This window comes from Mesorhizobium sp. LjNodule214 (assembly GCF_964252735.1).
Classification (GTDB): domain Bacteria; phylum Pseudomonadota; class Alphaproteobacteria; order Rhizobiales; family Rhizobiaceae; genus Mesorhizobium.
Map to the genome: position 1 here is coordinate 1,579,033 of NZ_CAXUPE020000002.1, position 15,709 is coordinate 1,594,741.

Below are 15,709 nucleotides of genomic sequence, written 5' to 3' on the forward strand. Positions count from 1 at the left end.
GATCCCGTCGCTCTTGGGACGGAGGTCAAACCTTGCGCCACGCACCATCGTGCCATCGGGCGCTGTCATGGCGTGGCATTACTCGTTTCAGGGAAAAACCGCCACCCCGGCATGGTCTAAGCCCGGACCACACGATTGAGCCAGACGGGAAAAGGCTTCAGCGCGCTGTCTTTGCGGCGGCCTTCGTGGCGCCATCCTTGATCAGCCGGTCGATATGCATGCGGATATGGGCGGCTTCCGCGGCCGTATTGGCCAGCGCAATGGCGCGGTCGAAGGCGACACGTGCCTCCTCGCCGCGGCCAAGCTGCATCAGCAGGCCGCCCTTGAGGCCGAAAAAGTGGAAATAGCCGGACAGCCTCTGTTCGAGCGGCTCGATCATGGCAAGTGCCGCCTCCGGCCCTCGCACCTTGGCCACCGCGACGGCGCGGTTCAGCGTTATCACCGGCGACGGCTGCATCTGCTCGAGCAGGCTGTAGAGCAGGTCGATCTCGGTCCAGTCGGTATCCTCGGATTTTTCCGCGCGCGCATGCAGGGCGGCGATCGCCGCCTGCACCTGATAAGGTCCGGGCTTCTGATGGCGCAGCGCCTTGTCGACCAGCGCCAGCCCCTCGTCGATCATCTTGCGGCTCCACAGGCTGCGGTCCTGGTCTTCGAGCAGCACGATCTCTCCGTTTTCGTCGAAACGAGCCGGCGCCCGCGCATGCTGGAGCAAAAGCAGCGCCGTCAGGCCCATGATCTCCGGCTCGGTCTGGAACAGCCGGAGCAGCAGACGCGCCAGCCGGATCGCCTCCTCGCAGAGCGGCGCACGGGCCGGCGCCTCGCCGCTGTTGGTCGAATAGCCTTCGTTGAAAATCAGATAGACCATGGCGGCGACGGCGGCGAGCCGCTCCGAGCGCTCGACCGCGCCCGGCGTCTCGAACGGCACGCCGGCGTCCGCAATGCGCGCCTTGGCACGGGTGATACGCTGCTCCATGGCGCTTTCGCCGACCAGGAAGGCACGCGCGATCTGCTTGACGGTGATGCCGGAGACGATGCGCAACGCCACCGCGATCTGCTGCGTCGCCGGCAAGTCCGGGTGGCAGCAGATGAACAGCAGCCGCAAAATGTCGTCGCGGTAATGCGCGCCGTCCAGCCGCTCGGCGATATCGCTTTCGGCGTCATCGAGGTCGGAGATCTGATCCTCTTCCGGCAGCGGCGCCTGCTTGGACCGCTTGCGCACCGCGTCGATGCCGCTGTTGCGGCCGACGAAGATCAGCCAGGCGGCGGGATCGCGCGGCGGGCCGTTTTTCGACCAGTTCTTCAGTGCCCTGAGGCATGCATCCTGGAAAGCCTCTTCCGCGGCGTCGAGGTCGCGGAAGTAGCGCAGCAGCGCGCCCATCGCCGGCGGACGGGCGGTGCTGATCGCATTGCTGATCCAGGCAAGCTCGGTCATGCGGCAGCCTTGCTCGGGTTGAAGACGGAAACCGGCCTTATTTCGTAAGAGCCGCCGCTGGGGTTGACCTCGGAGAGTTCGCGGGCGAACTCCACGGCCTCGTCGAGATCGGCGCATTCGAGCGTGTAGAAGCCGAGGAACTGTTCCTTGGTTTCGGCAAACGGGCCATCGATGACCACCGCTTCGCCCTTGACCTTGCGCAGCGTTGTCGCGGCGGTCGTCGGCAACAGCCGCGCCACCGGGCCAAGCCGGCCGGCCTGGGCGTATTTTTCCTGGACGTTGAGGAGATTGGCCATGACCTCATCGTCCTGCTCCTTGCTCCAGGAGCAAACGACGTCTTCGGAAGCATAGCAGAGGATAGCGTAGAGCATGATCGGTCCTTTTCTCTGTCAAAGGACGAGACAGTAGGACCGTTCCCGACATAAGGTCGATAAAAAAATTCGGGCTTGCGATGGCGCGCCGGGAACCCGCCCGCCCGCATCAGCTCTCCTGCATCTTCAGCCATCGCAGGATTAGCGTCTCCTCTTCATCGAGCCCCGATATCGATCGCTTGCGTTTGTTCGCTTGCGCCATTTCACCGAGCAGTCGCCCTTGCGACCAGGCCTCGAAGACCGTGGGATGAATGTAGCATTTGCGGCAGACGGCGCGCGTATTGCCGAGCCGCTCGGCCACCTTGTCGATGACGCCGTTCATCACCCGCTTCGTAAGCGCCTGACTGTCGGGAACGAGGCGGCATGGATCGTGCCGCCCCAGGTGCGGAAGTGCTTGGAGCTGAAATCCGCGCCGGCCGCATCGCGGATATAGCGGTTGACGTCGTCGGAACGCACGGGATGCCTGTTGCCGTCCTCGTCGAGATACTGGAACAGCTTCTGCCCCGGCAGGTCCTGGGCGCCGCGCACGATCCTGGCGATCCGGCGATCGACCAGCTTCAATTTCCATTCTTCGCCAGACTTGCCCTTGAAGGCAAAGCGCAGGCTGGAGCCGCTGATGTCGACATGACGGTCGCGTAGCGTCGTCAGTCCGAAACTCTTGTTGTCGCGCGCATAGGCGGCATTGCCGACGCGGATCATGGTGTTGTCGAGCAGCCAGACGACCGCCGCGACGACGCGCTCCGCCGGCAGGCCATGGCGGCGCAGATCGGCATCGATCCGGCGGCGCAGTTCAGGCAGGCTTTCAGCAAAGGCGACCAGGCTAGAATATTTGGTCCCGTCGCGCTCCTCGGCCCATGCGGAATGGTAGCGATACTGCTTGCGTCCGCGCTGGTCGCGGCCGGTCGCCTGGATGTGGCCGTCCGGATCGGGCGAGATCCACACATCGGTCCAGGCCGGCGGTATGGCGAGCGCCTTGATGCGCGCGCGAATGGATCCGCTCACGACGCGGCCATTTGGTCCTTTGTAGGAGAAGCGCTTGCCGGCTCCGAGGCGGCGGATACCGGGCTCGGCGTCGGTGACGTAGTTCAGCGAGGCCTGGATGGCGGCACCTTGCGCACCGTTCTTCGATGCGCCCTGTCCGGCGCGCGGCGACCCGGAATTGTCGAACATGCTCCCTCCACGGAATCTTCCGTAGATAAGCGCTGGACGGGCCTGCAGGTTCCGCTTGACCCGTTTGGGGCCTCATCGGCGACGGCGATCGGCCGGCCGCAGACAAGCCACCATGGAAGACATGGGCGGCTTGCAATCGCGATGCGGATTCCTGTTCTGGGGGAACGGCCGATGCCGAAACGTCCATCAGGCACTTTGCAGCTGGACGTGCGGAATGGAGAAACGGCGCCGCACTGCGAGCTTGAACTGGTAGCGCATGCAGCGCCATATGTCCGAGGGGACCTTGGGCGCGGCCTTGGCCACGGCAAGGAACCGCGCTGCCGTGGCAAAGTCGCCGCGCGCATAGTGGACGCGGGCGATCTTGAGCGCGACCAGGCCTTCCCTCGTTTTCAGTGTCGACTTGGCGATGCCGCAGTCGGCAAGTTGACGCAGGGCGTGGCGCCAGGCGAGGAACGTTGTGCCGGCTTGATCGTGAAACGGTCGTCGGAGCGCTCCGCCGAGACGAAGTAGGTCATGACGGGCTGTGTAATGACGGCAAGCGGAGCCTGGCACATCAGCCGCGCCCAGAACAGCGTGTCCTCGTCATAAGCGAGCGCGATCGGGAACCGCGTCTCGCCGACCGCGCGCCGAGACACCAGCGCACTGCCGACCGCGATCGAGCGAACCTGGCCTTCCAGATAGGCCGAGGCGTTGGCGATGCCGGTAGCCGTATAGCCGTACGGCAATTTGAACTGGTGATGCTCGCCCTTGGTGCGCCGGCGAAAGGCGCCGACCACCATCTCGGCTCTCGGTTGCGCGTCGCTTCGCGAAAGCAGCGATCTCAGGCCGCCTTCCACATGCAGATCATCGGCATCGATCATGTATATCCACGGGCAGTCCGCCTGCGCCAGGGCCAGGTTGCGGGCACCGCCGGCGTCCCGGCAACTCGACGCGATCACGCGCAGCGGCAAGGCCAGCCGCGCGGCGACGTCCTCAGCCACCGCAGCCGTGCCGTCCGAGGACGCATCGTCGACCAGCAGCACCTCGCCGATGACCGCCGCCTCTGAACGAAGCGACGCCAGCGTGCCAGCAATCGTGGCCGCCGCATTATGTGCCGGAATGATGACGCTGACCGATTTCAATGGCAAACTCCGCGCCGGCGCATGCGTCCGGCGACCCCCTGTGCCTAAGATAACGGCAGCATCGGCGTTTGAGAAGCAGTCTTTGCTCGCCCGAAGATTTACGAACAGCCTGAACCGGTCAGACTTTCTCGAGGGCCACCGGAATGACGTCGACCGCTTGCTCGCCGACCTGTCCACCCGTGGTCTTCAGCACGCCGACGATCGGCGCCACATCGGAATAGTCGCGGCCGTAACCGACGGTGATGTGGTCGTTGCTCGCCCGCATCCCATTGGTCGGATCGAATTCCTGCCAGCCGGCATCGCGGCCGCACCATGCCTTCACCCAGGCATGCATGGCGTCGGCGCCCTCCAGCCGGGGTTTGCCTTTAGGCGGAATGGTGCGCAGGAAGCCGCTGACATAGCCGGCCGGAATGCCTAGGCCGCGCAGGCCGGCGATCATGATGTGCGAAAAATCCTGGCAGACGCCCCGCTTCAGGCCGAAGGCATCGCTGGCGCGGGTCTGGACGGTGGTCGCCTTGCCGTCATAGGTGAAATCGCGATGAATGCGGTTGCAGAGGTCCATGACCGTGCCGGCGGTCGAGCCGGCGATGCTCTCTTGCGCGTATGCTGTGATTGCCGCATCGATGCCGGCATGATCGCTGGCGGCGAGAAAGTGATGCGGCGCATCGGGCGCCAGCGAGCGCACCGCGCCGAGCTCCTCTCTCAGCCGGTCTATGCCGGGCGACACGTCGAGCCCGGCCTCCGGGCGCGACACCGACACGCGCGCGCTCATCCGGATATCCAAGGCATCATGGGCATCGCGAACGGCGATCGAGGTGACATTGTTGCCGAAAAAGTCGGAAAAATCCCCGCGTTCGCTGGGCGCCGGCGCGAAGGACAGAGACGCGGCAACCACCCGCTGCACACCTGAGATGGTCGGCGGCAGCACGCGTACCTGATGGCGGCCGCCGCCGGCCGCGGCATCGTAGTCGTAGCTCAGATGAAGCCTGATGTCGTAGAGCATGGCTGCCTTGGTCTTATCCGAAATAGGCCTTGGCGAGGCTGTTGTAGAGGCCGCCGATCTCGCCGGCGAGATCGTCGAGTGCATCCGCCGTCATGTCCGAAGGCTCCATCACGGCGATCGCCGTGTTGAGCTGCAGGATCTCTTTCGCCGCCGGCGACATGTGCCCCTCGCCGCCGACCGTGGGCAACAGCCCGATTTCGGCCTTCAGCCGCTCGAGCTGGAACAGGATGGAGCGCGGATTGAGCGGATCGAGCGCCAGGAGATCGATCACCGTGCGCCGCCCGGCCTGCACAGGATATTGCCGCCGGTGGGTCATGACGCTGTCGCCGATCTCCAGCATCATGTCGAGCGCCCCGTCCGGCGCTCCGGTCCTGGTCAGGCAGGCCAGCGTGCGGGCGATCTGGATGCCGCGCTCCAGCCGCCGGCCGATTTCCAGGAACCGCCAGCCGGTGAAGCGGTACATATTCTCATGCAGCAGGCCCGAGAACCCGGCGAGCTTGCGCAGGATCACCGTCATCGCTCGTGTCGCGTCGTCGCCCGGCGCCACGGTTCTCGCAAATTGATGGATGGTTTTCGACAGATCCTTCAGCGCCAGCCAGCCATCGGGCGAAAACCGGTCGCGGATCTGCCCGGCGCTGTAGACGGCGCTGTCCAGAGTGCTGATCAGACCGAGCGGGATCGCCGATCCGACGTCGATGCCGAACGGTTCGAGATAATCCCTGATATCGGCAAGCAGCGGCATCTCGGGGTCGGAGGTCTCGGCCAGCCGCACGTGATAGGCGCGCAGGATGCGCACCGTGTCTTCCGATCGCTCGATGTAGCGGCCGAGCCATGTCAGGTTCTCCGCCGCGCGGCTGGGCAGGCTGCCCGGCATGGTGCGGGTGAAGCTGTCGTGCTCCTGCGGCAGCAGCGTCTCGCGCTCCACCGGCCGGTCGCTGACCACCCAAACATCCGCTGCCTGCCCGCCACGCTGCATGGCGATCGCCGTCGGATCGAGAGAGAAGCCGACGCGGGCAAAACCGCCCGGCATGACCGTCCAGCCTTCCGGCGTCCGCGCCAGATAGACGCGCAGGCTTGCCGGCCGCGGCTCCAGCCAGCCGCCGACATAGACCGGCGTGGTCGACAGCGTCACCGCTTCCTGGCCGACGAAACCGCCGCCATCGCGCTCGATCCGGGCGACCAGTTCGGCCCGTTCCTCGTCGGACAGTGTCGACCCGAGCCGGGTCGAATCGTCGTCCTCGAAGGCAAGCCGCGTCGACAGCGCCGGACCGACAACCATGCGGTCGAGATTGGCGAGCACATGCCGGCGCTCGCTCTCCTGTCCGCACCACCAAGTCGCGACGCTGGGCAAGAGAAGCTCCTCGCCCCGCAATTCGCGTGCAATCCTCGGCAGGAACGACAGCAGCGCCCGCGTTTCCAGCAGGCCGGAACCAAGCGCGTTGACGGCCGAAACCGCGCCCTGGCGGATCGCCTCGACCAGCCCCGGCGTGCCGATCTGCGAGTCCGGCCTGAGCTCCAGCGGATCGGCGAAGGCGGCGTCGAGCCGCCGCCACAGCACGCCGACCGGCTTCAGCCCCGAGACCGTGCGCACCATCAGCCTGCCGCCCGAGACCGTCAGGTCCTCGCCCTCGAGCAGCATGATGCCGAGATAGCGGGCGATATAGGCGTGCTCGTAGTAGGTTTCGTTGAGCGGGCCCGGCGTCAGGATGGCGACGCGGCCGCCTGATACCTTGGCCATGCCGATCAGCGCATCGCGAAAGCGACGGAAGAAGCCGGCAAGCCGATGCACATGCATCTCGCCATAGATGTCGGACAGCGCGCGCGTCGTGGCGACGCGGTTCTCCAGCGCAAAACCCGCCCCAGACGGCGCCTGCGTGCGGTCGCCAAGCACCCACCAGCGTCCATCAGGCCCGCGGCCGAGTTCGAAGGCGAGCATGTGGAGGAAATGGCCGCTGGCCGGCCTGGTGCCGACGACGGGCCGCAAATATTCGGGGCTCGCCGCGATCAGGCCGGCCGGCAGAGTGCCGTTGTCGACCAGCCGGTTCGGCCCGTAAATGTCGGCCAATATCTCTTCGAAAAGATCGGCGCGCTGGACGAGGCCGACGCTGATGTCGGCCCACTCCTTTTCCTCAATCAGCAGCGGGACATGCGCCAGCGGCCATTCCCGCTCATTGGCGCCGGCCTTGTCGTAGACGCGGTAATAGACGCCGGCGTCGCGCAGATACTGGTCGGCGCGGGCGAAACGCTGGCCGAGCTTTTCCGGCCCAAGCTCCTCCAGCGCATCGATGAAGTTCTGCCAGACCGGACGCGGATTGCCCGATGCATCGACCATCTCGTCGACGACGCCGTCGATCGGCTGGTAGTGCTCCAGCAGACTGTGCGTCAGCGGCTTGCCGCGTATCTTTTTCTGATTCCCCTTTGCCATCGTTGATCAGAGTCTTGGTGGCCGCCTGAGGTCAAGGGTCATCGGGAAATCTTCAGAAGCTTCTTCGTCGCGCAGAACATAGCCGGACGGCGTATGGCCGCGCGGCTCGAAGCGGGCGAGCCGCCGTGCCTCGGCCTCGTTGCCATTGACCGGGAAGGTGTCGTAGCTGCGCCCGCCGGGATGCGCGACATGGTAGACGCAGCCACCCACCGCCCGGCCCGACCAGCGGTCATAGATGTCGAAGATCAGCGGCGTGTTGACCGGCAGCGCCGGGTGCAGGCCCGATGCCGGCTGCCACGCCTTGAAGCGGACGCCCGCCACCGCGACGTCCCTGTTGTCGGTCACCTTCATCGGCACGACGCGGCCGTTGCAGACGACAGCATGGCGCTCCGGGTTGAGGCCTTCGGTCTTGACCTGCAGCCGCTCGACGGAGGAATCAACGAAACGCACGGTGCCGCCGATGGCGCCTTGTTCGCCCATCACGTGCCAGGGCTCCAGCGCTTGCCGCAATTCCAGCTTGATGCCCCCATGCTGGACCTCGCCGCAGAAGGGAAAGCGGAATTCGAGCTGTGCGTTGAACCATTCGGGACGGAACTCGAAGCCGTTGAGCTTGAGATCGTCGAGCACGTCGAGGAAATCCGCCCAGACATGGTGCGGCAGCATGAAACGGTCATGCAGCGACGTGCCCCAGCGCACGAAGCGGCCGTCGAGTGGGTTCTTCCAGGCGCGCGCGATGATGGCGCGCACCAGCAATTGCTGCGCGAGCGACATGCGTGCATTGGGCGGCATCTCGAAGCCACGGAACTCGACCAGTCCGAGTCGGCCGGTCGGCCCATCCGGCGAGAACAGTTTGTCGATGCAGATTTCCGAGCGATGCGTGTTGCCGGTGACGTCGGTCAGGAGATTGCGGAACAACCGATCGACCAGCCACGGCAAGGGTGCTGCGCCCTTGTCCGGATGCGGCACCTGCGCCATCGCGATCTCGAGCTCGTAGAGCGAATCGTGGCGCGCCTCGTCGAAGCGCGGCGCCTGGCTGGTCGGACCGATGAACAGGCCCGAAAACAGATAGGAAAGCGACGGATGACGCTGCCATTGCAGCACCAGGCTCTTCAGCAAATCGGGGCGGCGCAGGAACGGGCTATCGTCGGGCGTCGCGCCGCCGACCACGACATGGTTGCCGCCGCCGGTGCCGGTATGGCGGCCGTCGATCATGAACTTGTCGGCGCCGAGCCGCGTCTGCCGTGCCTCGTCGTAGATCGCCGTGGTCGTCGCCACGCAATCCTGCCAATTCGCGGCCGGGTGGATGTTGACCTCAATGACGCCCGGATCGGGAGCCACCCTTATGACGTTGAGGCGTGGGTCGTGCGGCGGACCATAGCCCTCGATATGCACTGGCAGGCCGATCGCCTTGGCCGCGTTCTCGGCCGCCGCGACCAGTTCAAGATAATCTTCCAGCGCCTCGACCGGCGGCATGAACACGCAGAGCCGCCCGTCACGCGGCTCGACCGAGAGTGCGGTGCGCACCGCGCCGCCGATTTCGGTGATCTCCTGCTCGACACGGTCCTGCTGGCCGGTCGCGGCCGTGAAGGACACCGCCTGCTGGCGGCGCGCCATTTCGTCGGCACCTTCGAGCTCGGCCGGCGCCGCTGCGGGCAAGATGGCCCCACGCGCCGGCAGCGGACCGCGCGGCAGCGACGGATCGACCGGCACGATGTAAGGGAATTGCGCCGGCGGCACATAGGGCAGCGTGCCAAGCGGCAAGCGGTAGCCGACCGGTGAATCGCCAGGCACCAGGAACAGGCGACCGCGCCGCGTCTTCCATTTCTCCGAACGCCAGCGGTGCCCGGAAGCCTCGCTGTTCCAGCGCTGAACCGGCAGCACATAGCCTGACGGCTTGGTCAGGCCGCGTTCGAACACCCGCACCATGCGGCTGCGTTCCTCGGGGTCTTCCAGCTTCGAGTTGGACGGATCGACATTGTCAGGCAGCTTGCCTTCCTTCAGCAGCCATTCGGCCGGATCCTCATAGGCCTCACTGACCATCTCCTTGTCGATGCCGAGTTCGCCAGCGATCGCCGTCAGCAGGCTTTCTGCCTGCTGCGGCCCGATATCGGCGCTGCTCTTTTCGCGCGCGATCAGCGACGGGTCGCTCCACACCGGCTCGCCGTCGGTGCGCCAGTAGAGCGAGAAGGTCCAGCGCGGCAGGCTCTCGCCGGGGTACCATTTGCCCTGCCCATAATGCAGGAAACCGCCCGGCGCGAAGCGTTCGCGCAGTTTTCTGATCAGCGCGTCGGCCTTTTCGCGCTTGGTCGGACCGACGGCGGCGGTATTCCATTCGGCCGACTCGAAGTCGTCGATCGACACGAAGGTCGGCTCGCCGCCCATGGTCAGCCGCACGTCGCCGGCCTGGAGCGCGGCATCGACCTTGTTGCCCAGCGCGTCGAGCGCCTGCCAGCTCTCGTCCGAAAACGGCTTGGTGATGCGCGGATGCTCGGCGATACGGTCGACCCGCATGTCGAAGCCGAATTCGACATTGGCGAAGCTCGCCATGCCGGAGATGGGCGCGGCATTGCGGAAATGCGGCGTCGCCGCCAGCGGCACATGGCTTTCGCCGGTGAGCAGGCCGGAAGTCGGGTCGAAGCCGATCCAGCCGGCGCCCGGAATATAAACTTCGCACCAGGCATGCAGATCGGTGAAGTCGACCGCCGTGCCGGGCGGTCCATCAAGCGCGACCAAATCGGGCTTGAGCTGGACCAAATAGCCGGAGACGAAACGCGCGGCGATACCGAGGTTCCTCAGGATCTGCACCAGCAGCCAGCTGGAATCCCGGCACGACCCCTTGGCGGCGGCCAGCGTCTCCTCTGGTGAGAAGACACCGGTTTCCATGCGCACGATGTAGGCGATCTCGCGCTGCAGCCGCGCATTGAGGTCGACAAGGAAATCGACGGTATTTTTGGGACTGCGGTCGATCGTCCCGAGGAAGGCCGACAGCAGCGGCCCGGCCGGCTCAGGCGTCCGGTAGATGGCGAGGTCGTCCCTGATCTCTTCAGGGTAGTCGAACGGAAAGGTTTCGGCTGACGGCTCGACGAAGAAATCGAACGGATTGTAGACCGTCATGTCGGCAACAAGGTCGACCTCGATCTTCAACTCCGTGACCGGCTCCGGAAAGACGAAGCGGGCGAGGAAATTGCCGTAGGGGTCCTGCTGCAGATTGACGAAGTGGTTCTTGGGCTCGACCTTCAGCGAATGGCTCAAGACCTTGGTGCGGGAATGCGGCGCCGGCTGCAGCCTGATAACCTGCGGGCCGAGAACCACCGGCCGGTCGTATTTGTAGTGGGTCAGGTGGTAGACGGCTGCCAGAATTGCCATGGTGCCCCGGAAATCGGCGTTTCAAACGAATTCGCCGAACCCTGACACATCTGGCGGTCATTCTCCAAGCAGAGATGTTGCGCTGCACCTAATTTAAGCAGCGTTGCCGGCTAAGGTCGGCTAGAAGAACGCCTGGATACCCGTCTGCGCCCTGCCGAGGATCAAGGCATGCACGTCATGCGTGCCTTCATAGGTGTTGACCGTCTCCAGGTTCTGCGCGTGGCGCATGATGTGGTAGCCGATCTGGATGCCGTTGCCGCCATGCATGTCGCGGGCCTGGCGGGCGATGTCGAGCGCCTTGCCGCAATTGTTGCGCTTGACGATCGAGATCATCTCCGGCGCCATCTTGCCCTCGTCCATCAGCCGCCCGACCCGCAGCGAGCCCTGCAAGCCGAGCGCGATCTCGGTCTGCATGTCGGCGAGCTTCTTCTGGAACAGCTGCGTGCCAGCCAGCGGCTTGCCGAACTGCTTGCGGTCGAGGCCGTATTGGCGGGCCCGGTGCCAGCAATCCTCGGCCGCGCCCATCGCGCCCCAGGAGATGCCATAGCGCGCCCGGTTGAGGCAGCCGAACGGCCCCTTCAGCCCCGAAACATTGGGCAGCAACGCGTCTTCGCCGACTTCGACGCCTTCCATCACCACTTCGCCGGTGATCGACGCGCGCAGGCTGAGCTTGCCGCCGATCTTCGGCGCCGAAAGCCCCTTCATGCCCTTTTCCAGCACGAAACCGCGGATCTCGTCCTTGCCGTTCTCGCCCTTTAACTTCGCCCAGACGACAAACACGTCGGCGATCGGTGCGTTGGAGATCCACATCTTCGAGCCACTGAGCTTGTAGCCGTTCGCCGTTTTTTCGGCCCGCGTCTTCATGCCGCCCGGATCGGAGCCGGCATCCGGTTCGGTCAGGCCGAAGCAGCCGATCCATTCTCCCGAGGCCAGCTTCGGCAGGTACTTCTTGCGCTGCGCTTCCGATCCATAGGCATGGATCGGATACATCACCAGCGACGATTGCACGCTCATCATCGAGCGGTAGCCGGAATCGACGCGCTCGACTTCCCGCGCCACTAGGCCATAGGTCACATAGTTGGCGCCAAGCCCGCCGTATTCCTCGGGGATGGTGATGCCGAGCAGGCCGGCTTCGCCCATCTCGCGGAAGATGCCGGCATCGGTCTTTTCCTCGAGGTAGGCCTCCTCGATCCGCGGCGCGAGCTTGTCGGCGGCAAACGCTGCCGCGCCGTCGCGCACCATGCGCTCGTCTTCCGAAAGCTGGTTCTCGATCAGGAAAGGGTCTTCCCAGACGAACGCGTTCTTGTCGGCGGCCATGGCTCTCGGTCTCCCAATGCATGTCGCCCAAAAGTGTTCAGCGGTTTTGGGACAACGACATGCATAAACAAAAAATCTTGAAGTGCCCGGCTTATCCGCCTCCGCCTCAAAAAAATCAAACGAAATTGCATCACCAATCAATGAGCGTTAGTAATGAATCATGAACGTTCAGCGCCGCCTTTTGCCCAACATCAGCGCCCTTGCTGCCTTCGAGGCGGTGGCGCGCCTCGGTTCTTTCACCGCCGCCGCCCGCGAACTCGATTTGACCCAAGGCGCCGTCAGTCGACAGATCAGCCTTTTGGAAGACCAGTTCGGCCGCCGGCTGCTCGAGCGCGACAGCCGCAATGTCCGGCTGTCGAGCGCAGGCGAAATCTACGCCGAGGCGGTGCGCTCCGCGCTTGGCCAGTTGCGCGACGCGGCTCTTGGATTGATGAGCAATCGGCATAGTGGCATCCTGAACCTGGCGATCCTGCCGACCTTCGGCACCCGCTGGCTGATGCCGCTGATCCCGGATTTCGTCGCAAGCAACCCCGACATCACCATCAACTTCGTCACTCGCATCGGCCGTTTCGACTTCGCCCGGGAAAGGCTGGATGCCGCCATCCATTACGGCCTGCCCGATTGGCCGGAGGCCGACTCCACGCTGCTGATGCGCGAGACGGTGGCGCCGGTGGTGGCGCCCGGGTTTATCGCCGGTCGCGCCATCGCGACGGCGGCCGATATCGGCCGCCTGCCGCTGCTGCACATGGCGACGCGCCCCGGCGCCTGGACCGAGTGGTTCGAGCATCAGGGGCTGAGCGCGCCGACAGGACCCGGCATGCAGTTCGAACAGTTCGGCACCGCCGCCCAGGCCTGCATGGCCGGGCTTGGCGTAGCGCTGCTGCCGCAGATCCTGATATCAGGCGAATTGCAGCGCGGCCAGCTGGTGCCGGCACCGGGCCGGCCGATGCAGAGCCGCAGCGCCTACTATCTGGTCGTGCCGCACGACAAGCGCGGCCATCCGCCGGTCGCCAGTTTTCGCGACTGGCTTCTGGGTCATCTCCCGGTGGAGAAATAACTACTTCCGCTTCAGCGCATCCGCCAGCGCCGCGCCGAACGCACCTTGCTGCGCCGGCCGTTCCGGCTGGCGCTGCGGCGCCGGCGAACGCGGCGCCGGCTTGCCGCCGCCGGCGTCGCGCGGCCCACCCCGCGATGCACCGCCGTCGCCGTCCTTGCGCATCGAGAGGCCAATGCGCTTGCGCTTGATGTCGACCTCGACGACGCGCACCTTCACCACATCGCCGGCCTTGACCACCTCATGCGCGTCCTTGACGAAGCGGTCCGCCAGTTGCGAGACGTGCACCAGGCCGTCCTGATGCACACCGATATCGACGAAAGCGCCGAAGGCCGCGACATTGGTGACGGTGCCTTCGAGCAGCATGCCGGGCTTCAGATCCTTGATGTCGTCGACGCCGTCGGCGAAGATCGCGGTCTTGAAACCGGGGCGTGGATCGCGGCCGGGCTTTTCCAGCTCCGCCAATATGTCGCGCACCGTCGGCAGGCCGAACCGCTCGTCGACGAAGACACGCGGATCGAGCGCCTTCAACGCCGCGCTGTCACCCATCAGCGAGCGCAGATCCCGGCCGCAGGCGGCGACGATCTTCTTTGCCACGCCATAGGCTTCCGGATGCACGGAGGAAGCATCGAGCGGCTCGCTGCCGTTCGGAATGCGCAAGAAGCCGGCGCATTGCTCGAACGCGCGAGGTCCAAGGCGGGAGACTTTGAGCAGATCCTTCCGGCTTACGAAGGGGCCGGTGGCGTCACGATGCGCGACGATGGCGTCGGCGAGCGACGCGCCAAGGCCTGAAACCCGCGCCAAGAGCGGCGCCGACGCCGTGTTGAGATCGACACCGACGGCATTGACCGCGTCCTCGACCACCGCTTCCAGCGAGCGGCCGAGCCGGTACTGGTCGACATCATGCTGGTACTGGCCGACGCCGATCGACTTCGGTTCGATCTTGACCAGTTCGGCGAGCGGGTCCTGCAGGCGCCGGGCGATCGACACCGCGCCGCGCAGCGACACGTCGAGGCCGGGAAACTCCGCCGCCGCCGTTGCCGAGGCGGAATAGACCGAGGCACCCGCCTCGCTGACGATCACCTTGAGCGGCTTCGGCCCGCCATCCGCCGGCATATCGGCCAGCATGTCGGCAACCAGCTTCTCGGTCTCGCGGCTGCCGGTGCCGTTGCCGATCGAAATCAGCTCGACCTTGTACAGGCGGACAAGCTTCGCCAGTTCGGCCTGCGTGCCGCGCACATCGTTCCTCGGTGGGAACGGATAGACCGTCGTCGTCGCCAGCAGCTTGCCGGTACCGTCGACCACCGCGACCTTGACACCGGTGCGGATGCCCGGGTCGAGCCCCATTGTCGGCCGCGATCCGGCAGGGGCCGCAAGCAGCAGATCCTTCAGATTGCGGGCGAAGACATGGATCGCGTCCTCTTCCGCCCGCTCGCGCAGGTCGCGCATCAGATCGAGCGTCAGGTGCAGCGACAGTTTGATCCGCCAAGTCCAGCCGGCGACTTCCATCAGCCAGCGATCACCCGGCAGGCTGCCGCCGATGGCATAGGCATTGGCGATCATCCGCTCGACCGGCTTCACTGCAGACGCATCGTCGGCATCGACCTCGATGTCGAGCGACAGCACCTCTTCGTTGCGGCCGCGCAGCATTGCCAGCGCGCGATGACTCGGCACGTTCGTCCAGCGCTCAACATGGTCAAAATAGTCGGAGAATTTCGCTCCGGCCTCCTGCTTGCCGTCGACCACGCGGGCACGCAGGAAGGCGCGTTCCTTCATGTAGGTGCGCAGCTTGCCGACCAGATCGGCATTCTCGGCGAACTGTTCCGACAGGATGTCGCGCGCGCCGTCGAGCGCCGCCTTGGCGTCCGCCACCTCTTCGGTGACGTAGGCGAGCGCCAGTTCGGCGGGCACCGCCGAGCGGTCGGCAAGAATGGCTTCGGCCAGCGGCCCCAGCCCACGCTCCTTGGCAATCTCGGCTTTGGTCCTCCGCTTCGGCTTGTAGGGCAGATAAATGTCCTCGAGTTCGGCCTTGGTGGCAGCCGCGGCGATCTTGGCTTCAAGCTCCTCGGTCAGCTTGCCCTGCTCGCGGATCGAACCGAGGATGGTGTCGCGGCGCGCATCGAGTTCGCGCAGATAGGCCAGTCGCTCGGCAAGGTCGCGCAACTGCGTATCGTCCAGCCCGCCGGTGACCTCCTTGCGGTAGCGCGCCACGAACGGCACCGTTGCACCCTCGTCCAGCAGGCCGATCGCCGCCGCGGCCTGTTCGGGCCGCGCGCCGATCTCGGCCGCGATGATTGCCGCGATGCGCTTGATGTCGGATGCCATGCTGGTCTCATGCCTTGTCGAAAAAGAGCGGCGACCATAGGCCGGGATCTCCGCGCCGCCAACCGCGCTGTTTTCTGCCGACCAGCGGGTCCACAGGAAAGCTGCTGTCTCGCGGGCTGCCGGGA

9 protein-coding genes and 1 pseudogene are annotated in these 15,709 nt (G+C 65.4%); 1 reads left to right on the forward strand and 9 read right to left on the reverse strand.

The window, feature by feature from the left end:
• Nucleotides 1–157: 157 nt before the first annotated feature.
• The 8 genes and pseudogenes from ACSQ3Z_RS21415 to ACSQ3Z_RS21450 form a co-directional block, all read right to left on the reverse strand.
• Entirely contained in the window at nucleotides 158–1,432 is a 1,275-nt protein-coding gene (locus ACSQ3Z_RS21415) for an RNA polymerase sigma factor (RefSeq protein ID WP_436173267.1), read from the reverse strand.
• A complete protein-coding gene (locus ACSQ3Z_RS21420) occupies nucleotides 1,429–1,803 on the reverse strand; it encodes a YciI family protein (RefSeq protein ID WP_436173268.1) in 375 nt (124 codons plus the stop codon). Before ACSQ3Z_RS21420 ends, ACSQ3Z_RS21415 begins: the two co-directional genes overlap by 4 nt.
• Nucleotides 1,804–1,912: 109 nt before the next feature.
• Nucleotides 1,913–2,973: pseudogene (locus ACSQ3Z_RS21425) on the reverse strand (DNA topoisomerase IB).
• A 389-nt stretch (nucleotides 2,974–3,362) separates the two neighbouring features.
• Nucleotides 3,363–4,094 (reverse strand): glycosyltransferase family 2 protein, encoded by a 732-nt coding sequence (locus tag ACSQ3Z_RS21430; protein WP_436173269.1) that lies wholly within the window; start codon nucleotides 4,092–4,094, stop codon nucleotides 3,363–3,365.
• 118 nt (nucleotides 4,095–4,212) lie between these two features.
• Nucleotides 4,213–5,097, reverse strand: a complete 885-nt coding sequence (locus tag ACSQ3Z_RS21435; RefSeq protein WP_436173270.1) for a transglutaminase family protein — start codon at nucleotides 5,095–5,097, stop codon at nucleotides 4,213–4,215.
• A gap of 13 nt (nucleotides 5,098–5,110) precedes the next feature.
• The gene (locus ACSQ3Z_RS21440; RefSeq protein ID WP_436173271.1) at nucleotides 5,111–7,522 is read right to left on the reverse strand and encodes a circularly permuted type 2 ATP-grasp protein; all 2,412 of its coding nucleotides are present in this window, start codon (nucleotides 7,520–7,522) and stop codon (nucleotides 5,111–5,113) included.
• Between the two features lie 6 nt (nucleotides 7,523–7,528).
• On the reverse strand, nucleotides 7,529–10,888 hold the full coding sequence (locus ACSQ3Z_RS21445) for a DUF2126 domain-containing protein (protein ID WP_436173272.1): 3,360 nt from the start codon (nucleotides 10,886–10,888) through the stop codon (nucleotides 7,529–7,531).
• Between the two features lie 120 nt (nucleotides 10,889–11,008).
• Nucleotides 11,009–12,205 carry an acyl-CoA dehydrogenase gene (locus ACSQ3Z_RS21450; RefSeq protein WP_436173273.1) on the reverse strand — a complete coding sequence of 399 codons (1,197 nt, stop codon included), beginning with the start codon at nucleotides 12,203–12,205 and terminating at the stop codon, nucleotides 11,009–11,011.
• A gap of 160 nt (nucleotides 12,206–12,365) precedes the next feature.
• Between ACSQ3Z_RS21450 and ACSQ3Z_RS21455 the strand changes: the two genes are divergently transcribed.
• Nucleotides 12,366–13,262, forward strand: a complete 897-nt coding sequence (locus ACSQ3Z_RS21455; protein WP_436173274.1) for a LysR family transcriptional regulator — start codon at nucleotides 12,366–12,368, stop codon at nucleotides 13,260–13,262.
• Here ACSQ3Z_RS21455 and ACSQ3Z_RS21460 read toward each other — a convergent pair whose 3' ends face one another.
• Entirely contained in the window at nucleotides 13,263–15,584 is a 2,322-nt protein-coding gene (locus ACSQ3Z_RS21460) for a Tex family protein (protein WP_436173275.1), read from the reverse strand.
• Between the last annotated feature and the right edge of the window lie 125 nt (nucleotides 15,585–15,709).

Coding starts and splice junctions, on each gene's coding strand:
- ACSQ3Z_RS21415 (WP_436173267.1), bottom strand. CDS start 1,432: ATGACCGAGCTTGCCTGGATCAGCAATGCGATCAGCACCGCCCGTCCG.
- ACSQ3Z_RS21420 (WP_436173268.1), bottom strand. CDS start 1,803: ATGCTCTACGCTATCCTCTGCTATGCTTCCGAAGACGTCGTTTGCTCC.
- ACSQ3Z_RS21435 (WP_436173270.1), bottom strand. CDS start 5,097: ATGCTCTACGACATCAGGCTTCATCTGAGCTACGACTACGATGCCGCG.
- ACSQ3Z_RS21440 (WP_436173271.1), bottom strand. CDS start 7,522: ATGGCAAAGGGGAATCAGAAAAAGATACGCGGCAAGCCGCTGACGCAC.
- ACSQ3Z_RS21445 (WP_436173272.1), bottom strand. CDS start 10,888: ATGGCAATTCTGGCAGCCGTCTACCACCTGACCCACTACAAATACGAC.
- ACSQ3Z_RS21450 (WP_436173273.1), bottom strand. CDS start 12,205: ATGGCCGCCGACAAGAACGCGTTCGTCTGGGAAGACCCTTTCCTGATC.
- ACSQ3Z_RS21455 (WP_436173274.1), top strand. CDS start 12,366: ATGAACGTTCAGCGCCGCCTTTTGCCCAACATCAGCGCCCTTGCTGCC.
- ACSQ3Z_RS21460 (WP_436173275.1), bottom strand. CDS start 15,584: ATGGCATCCGACATCAAGCGCATCGCGGCAATCATCGCGGCCGAGATC.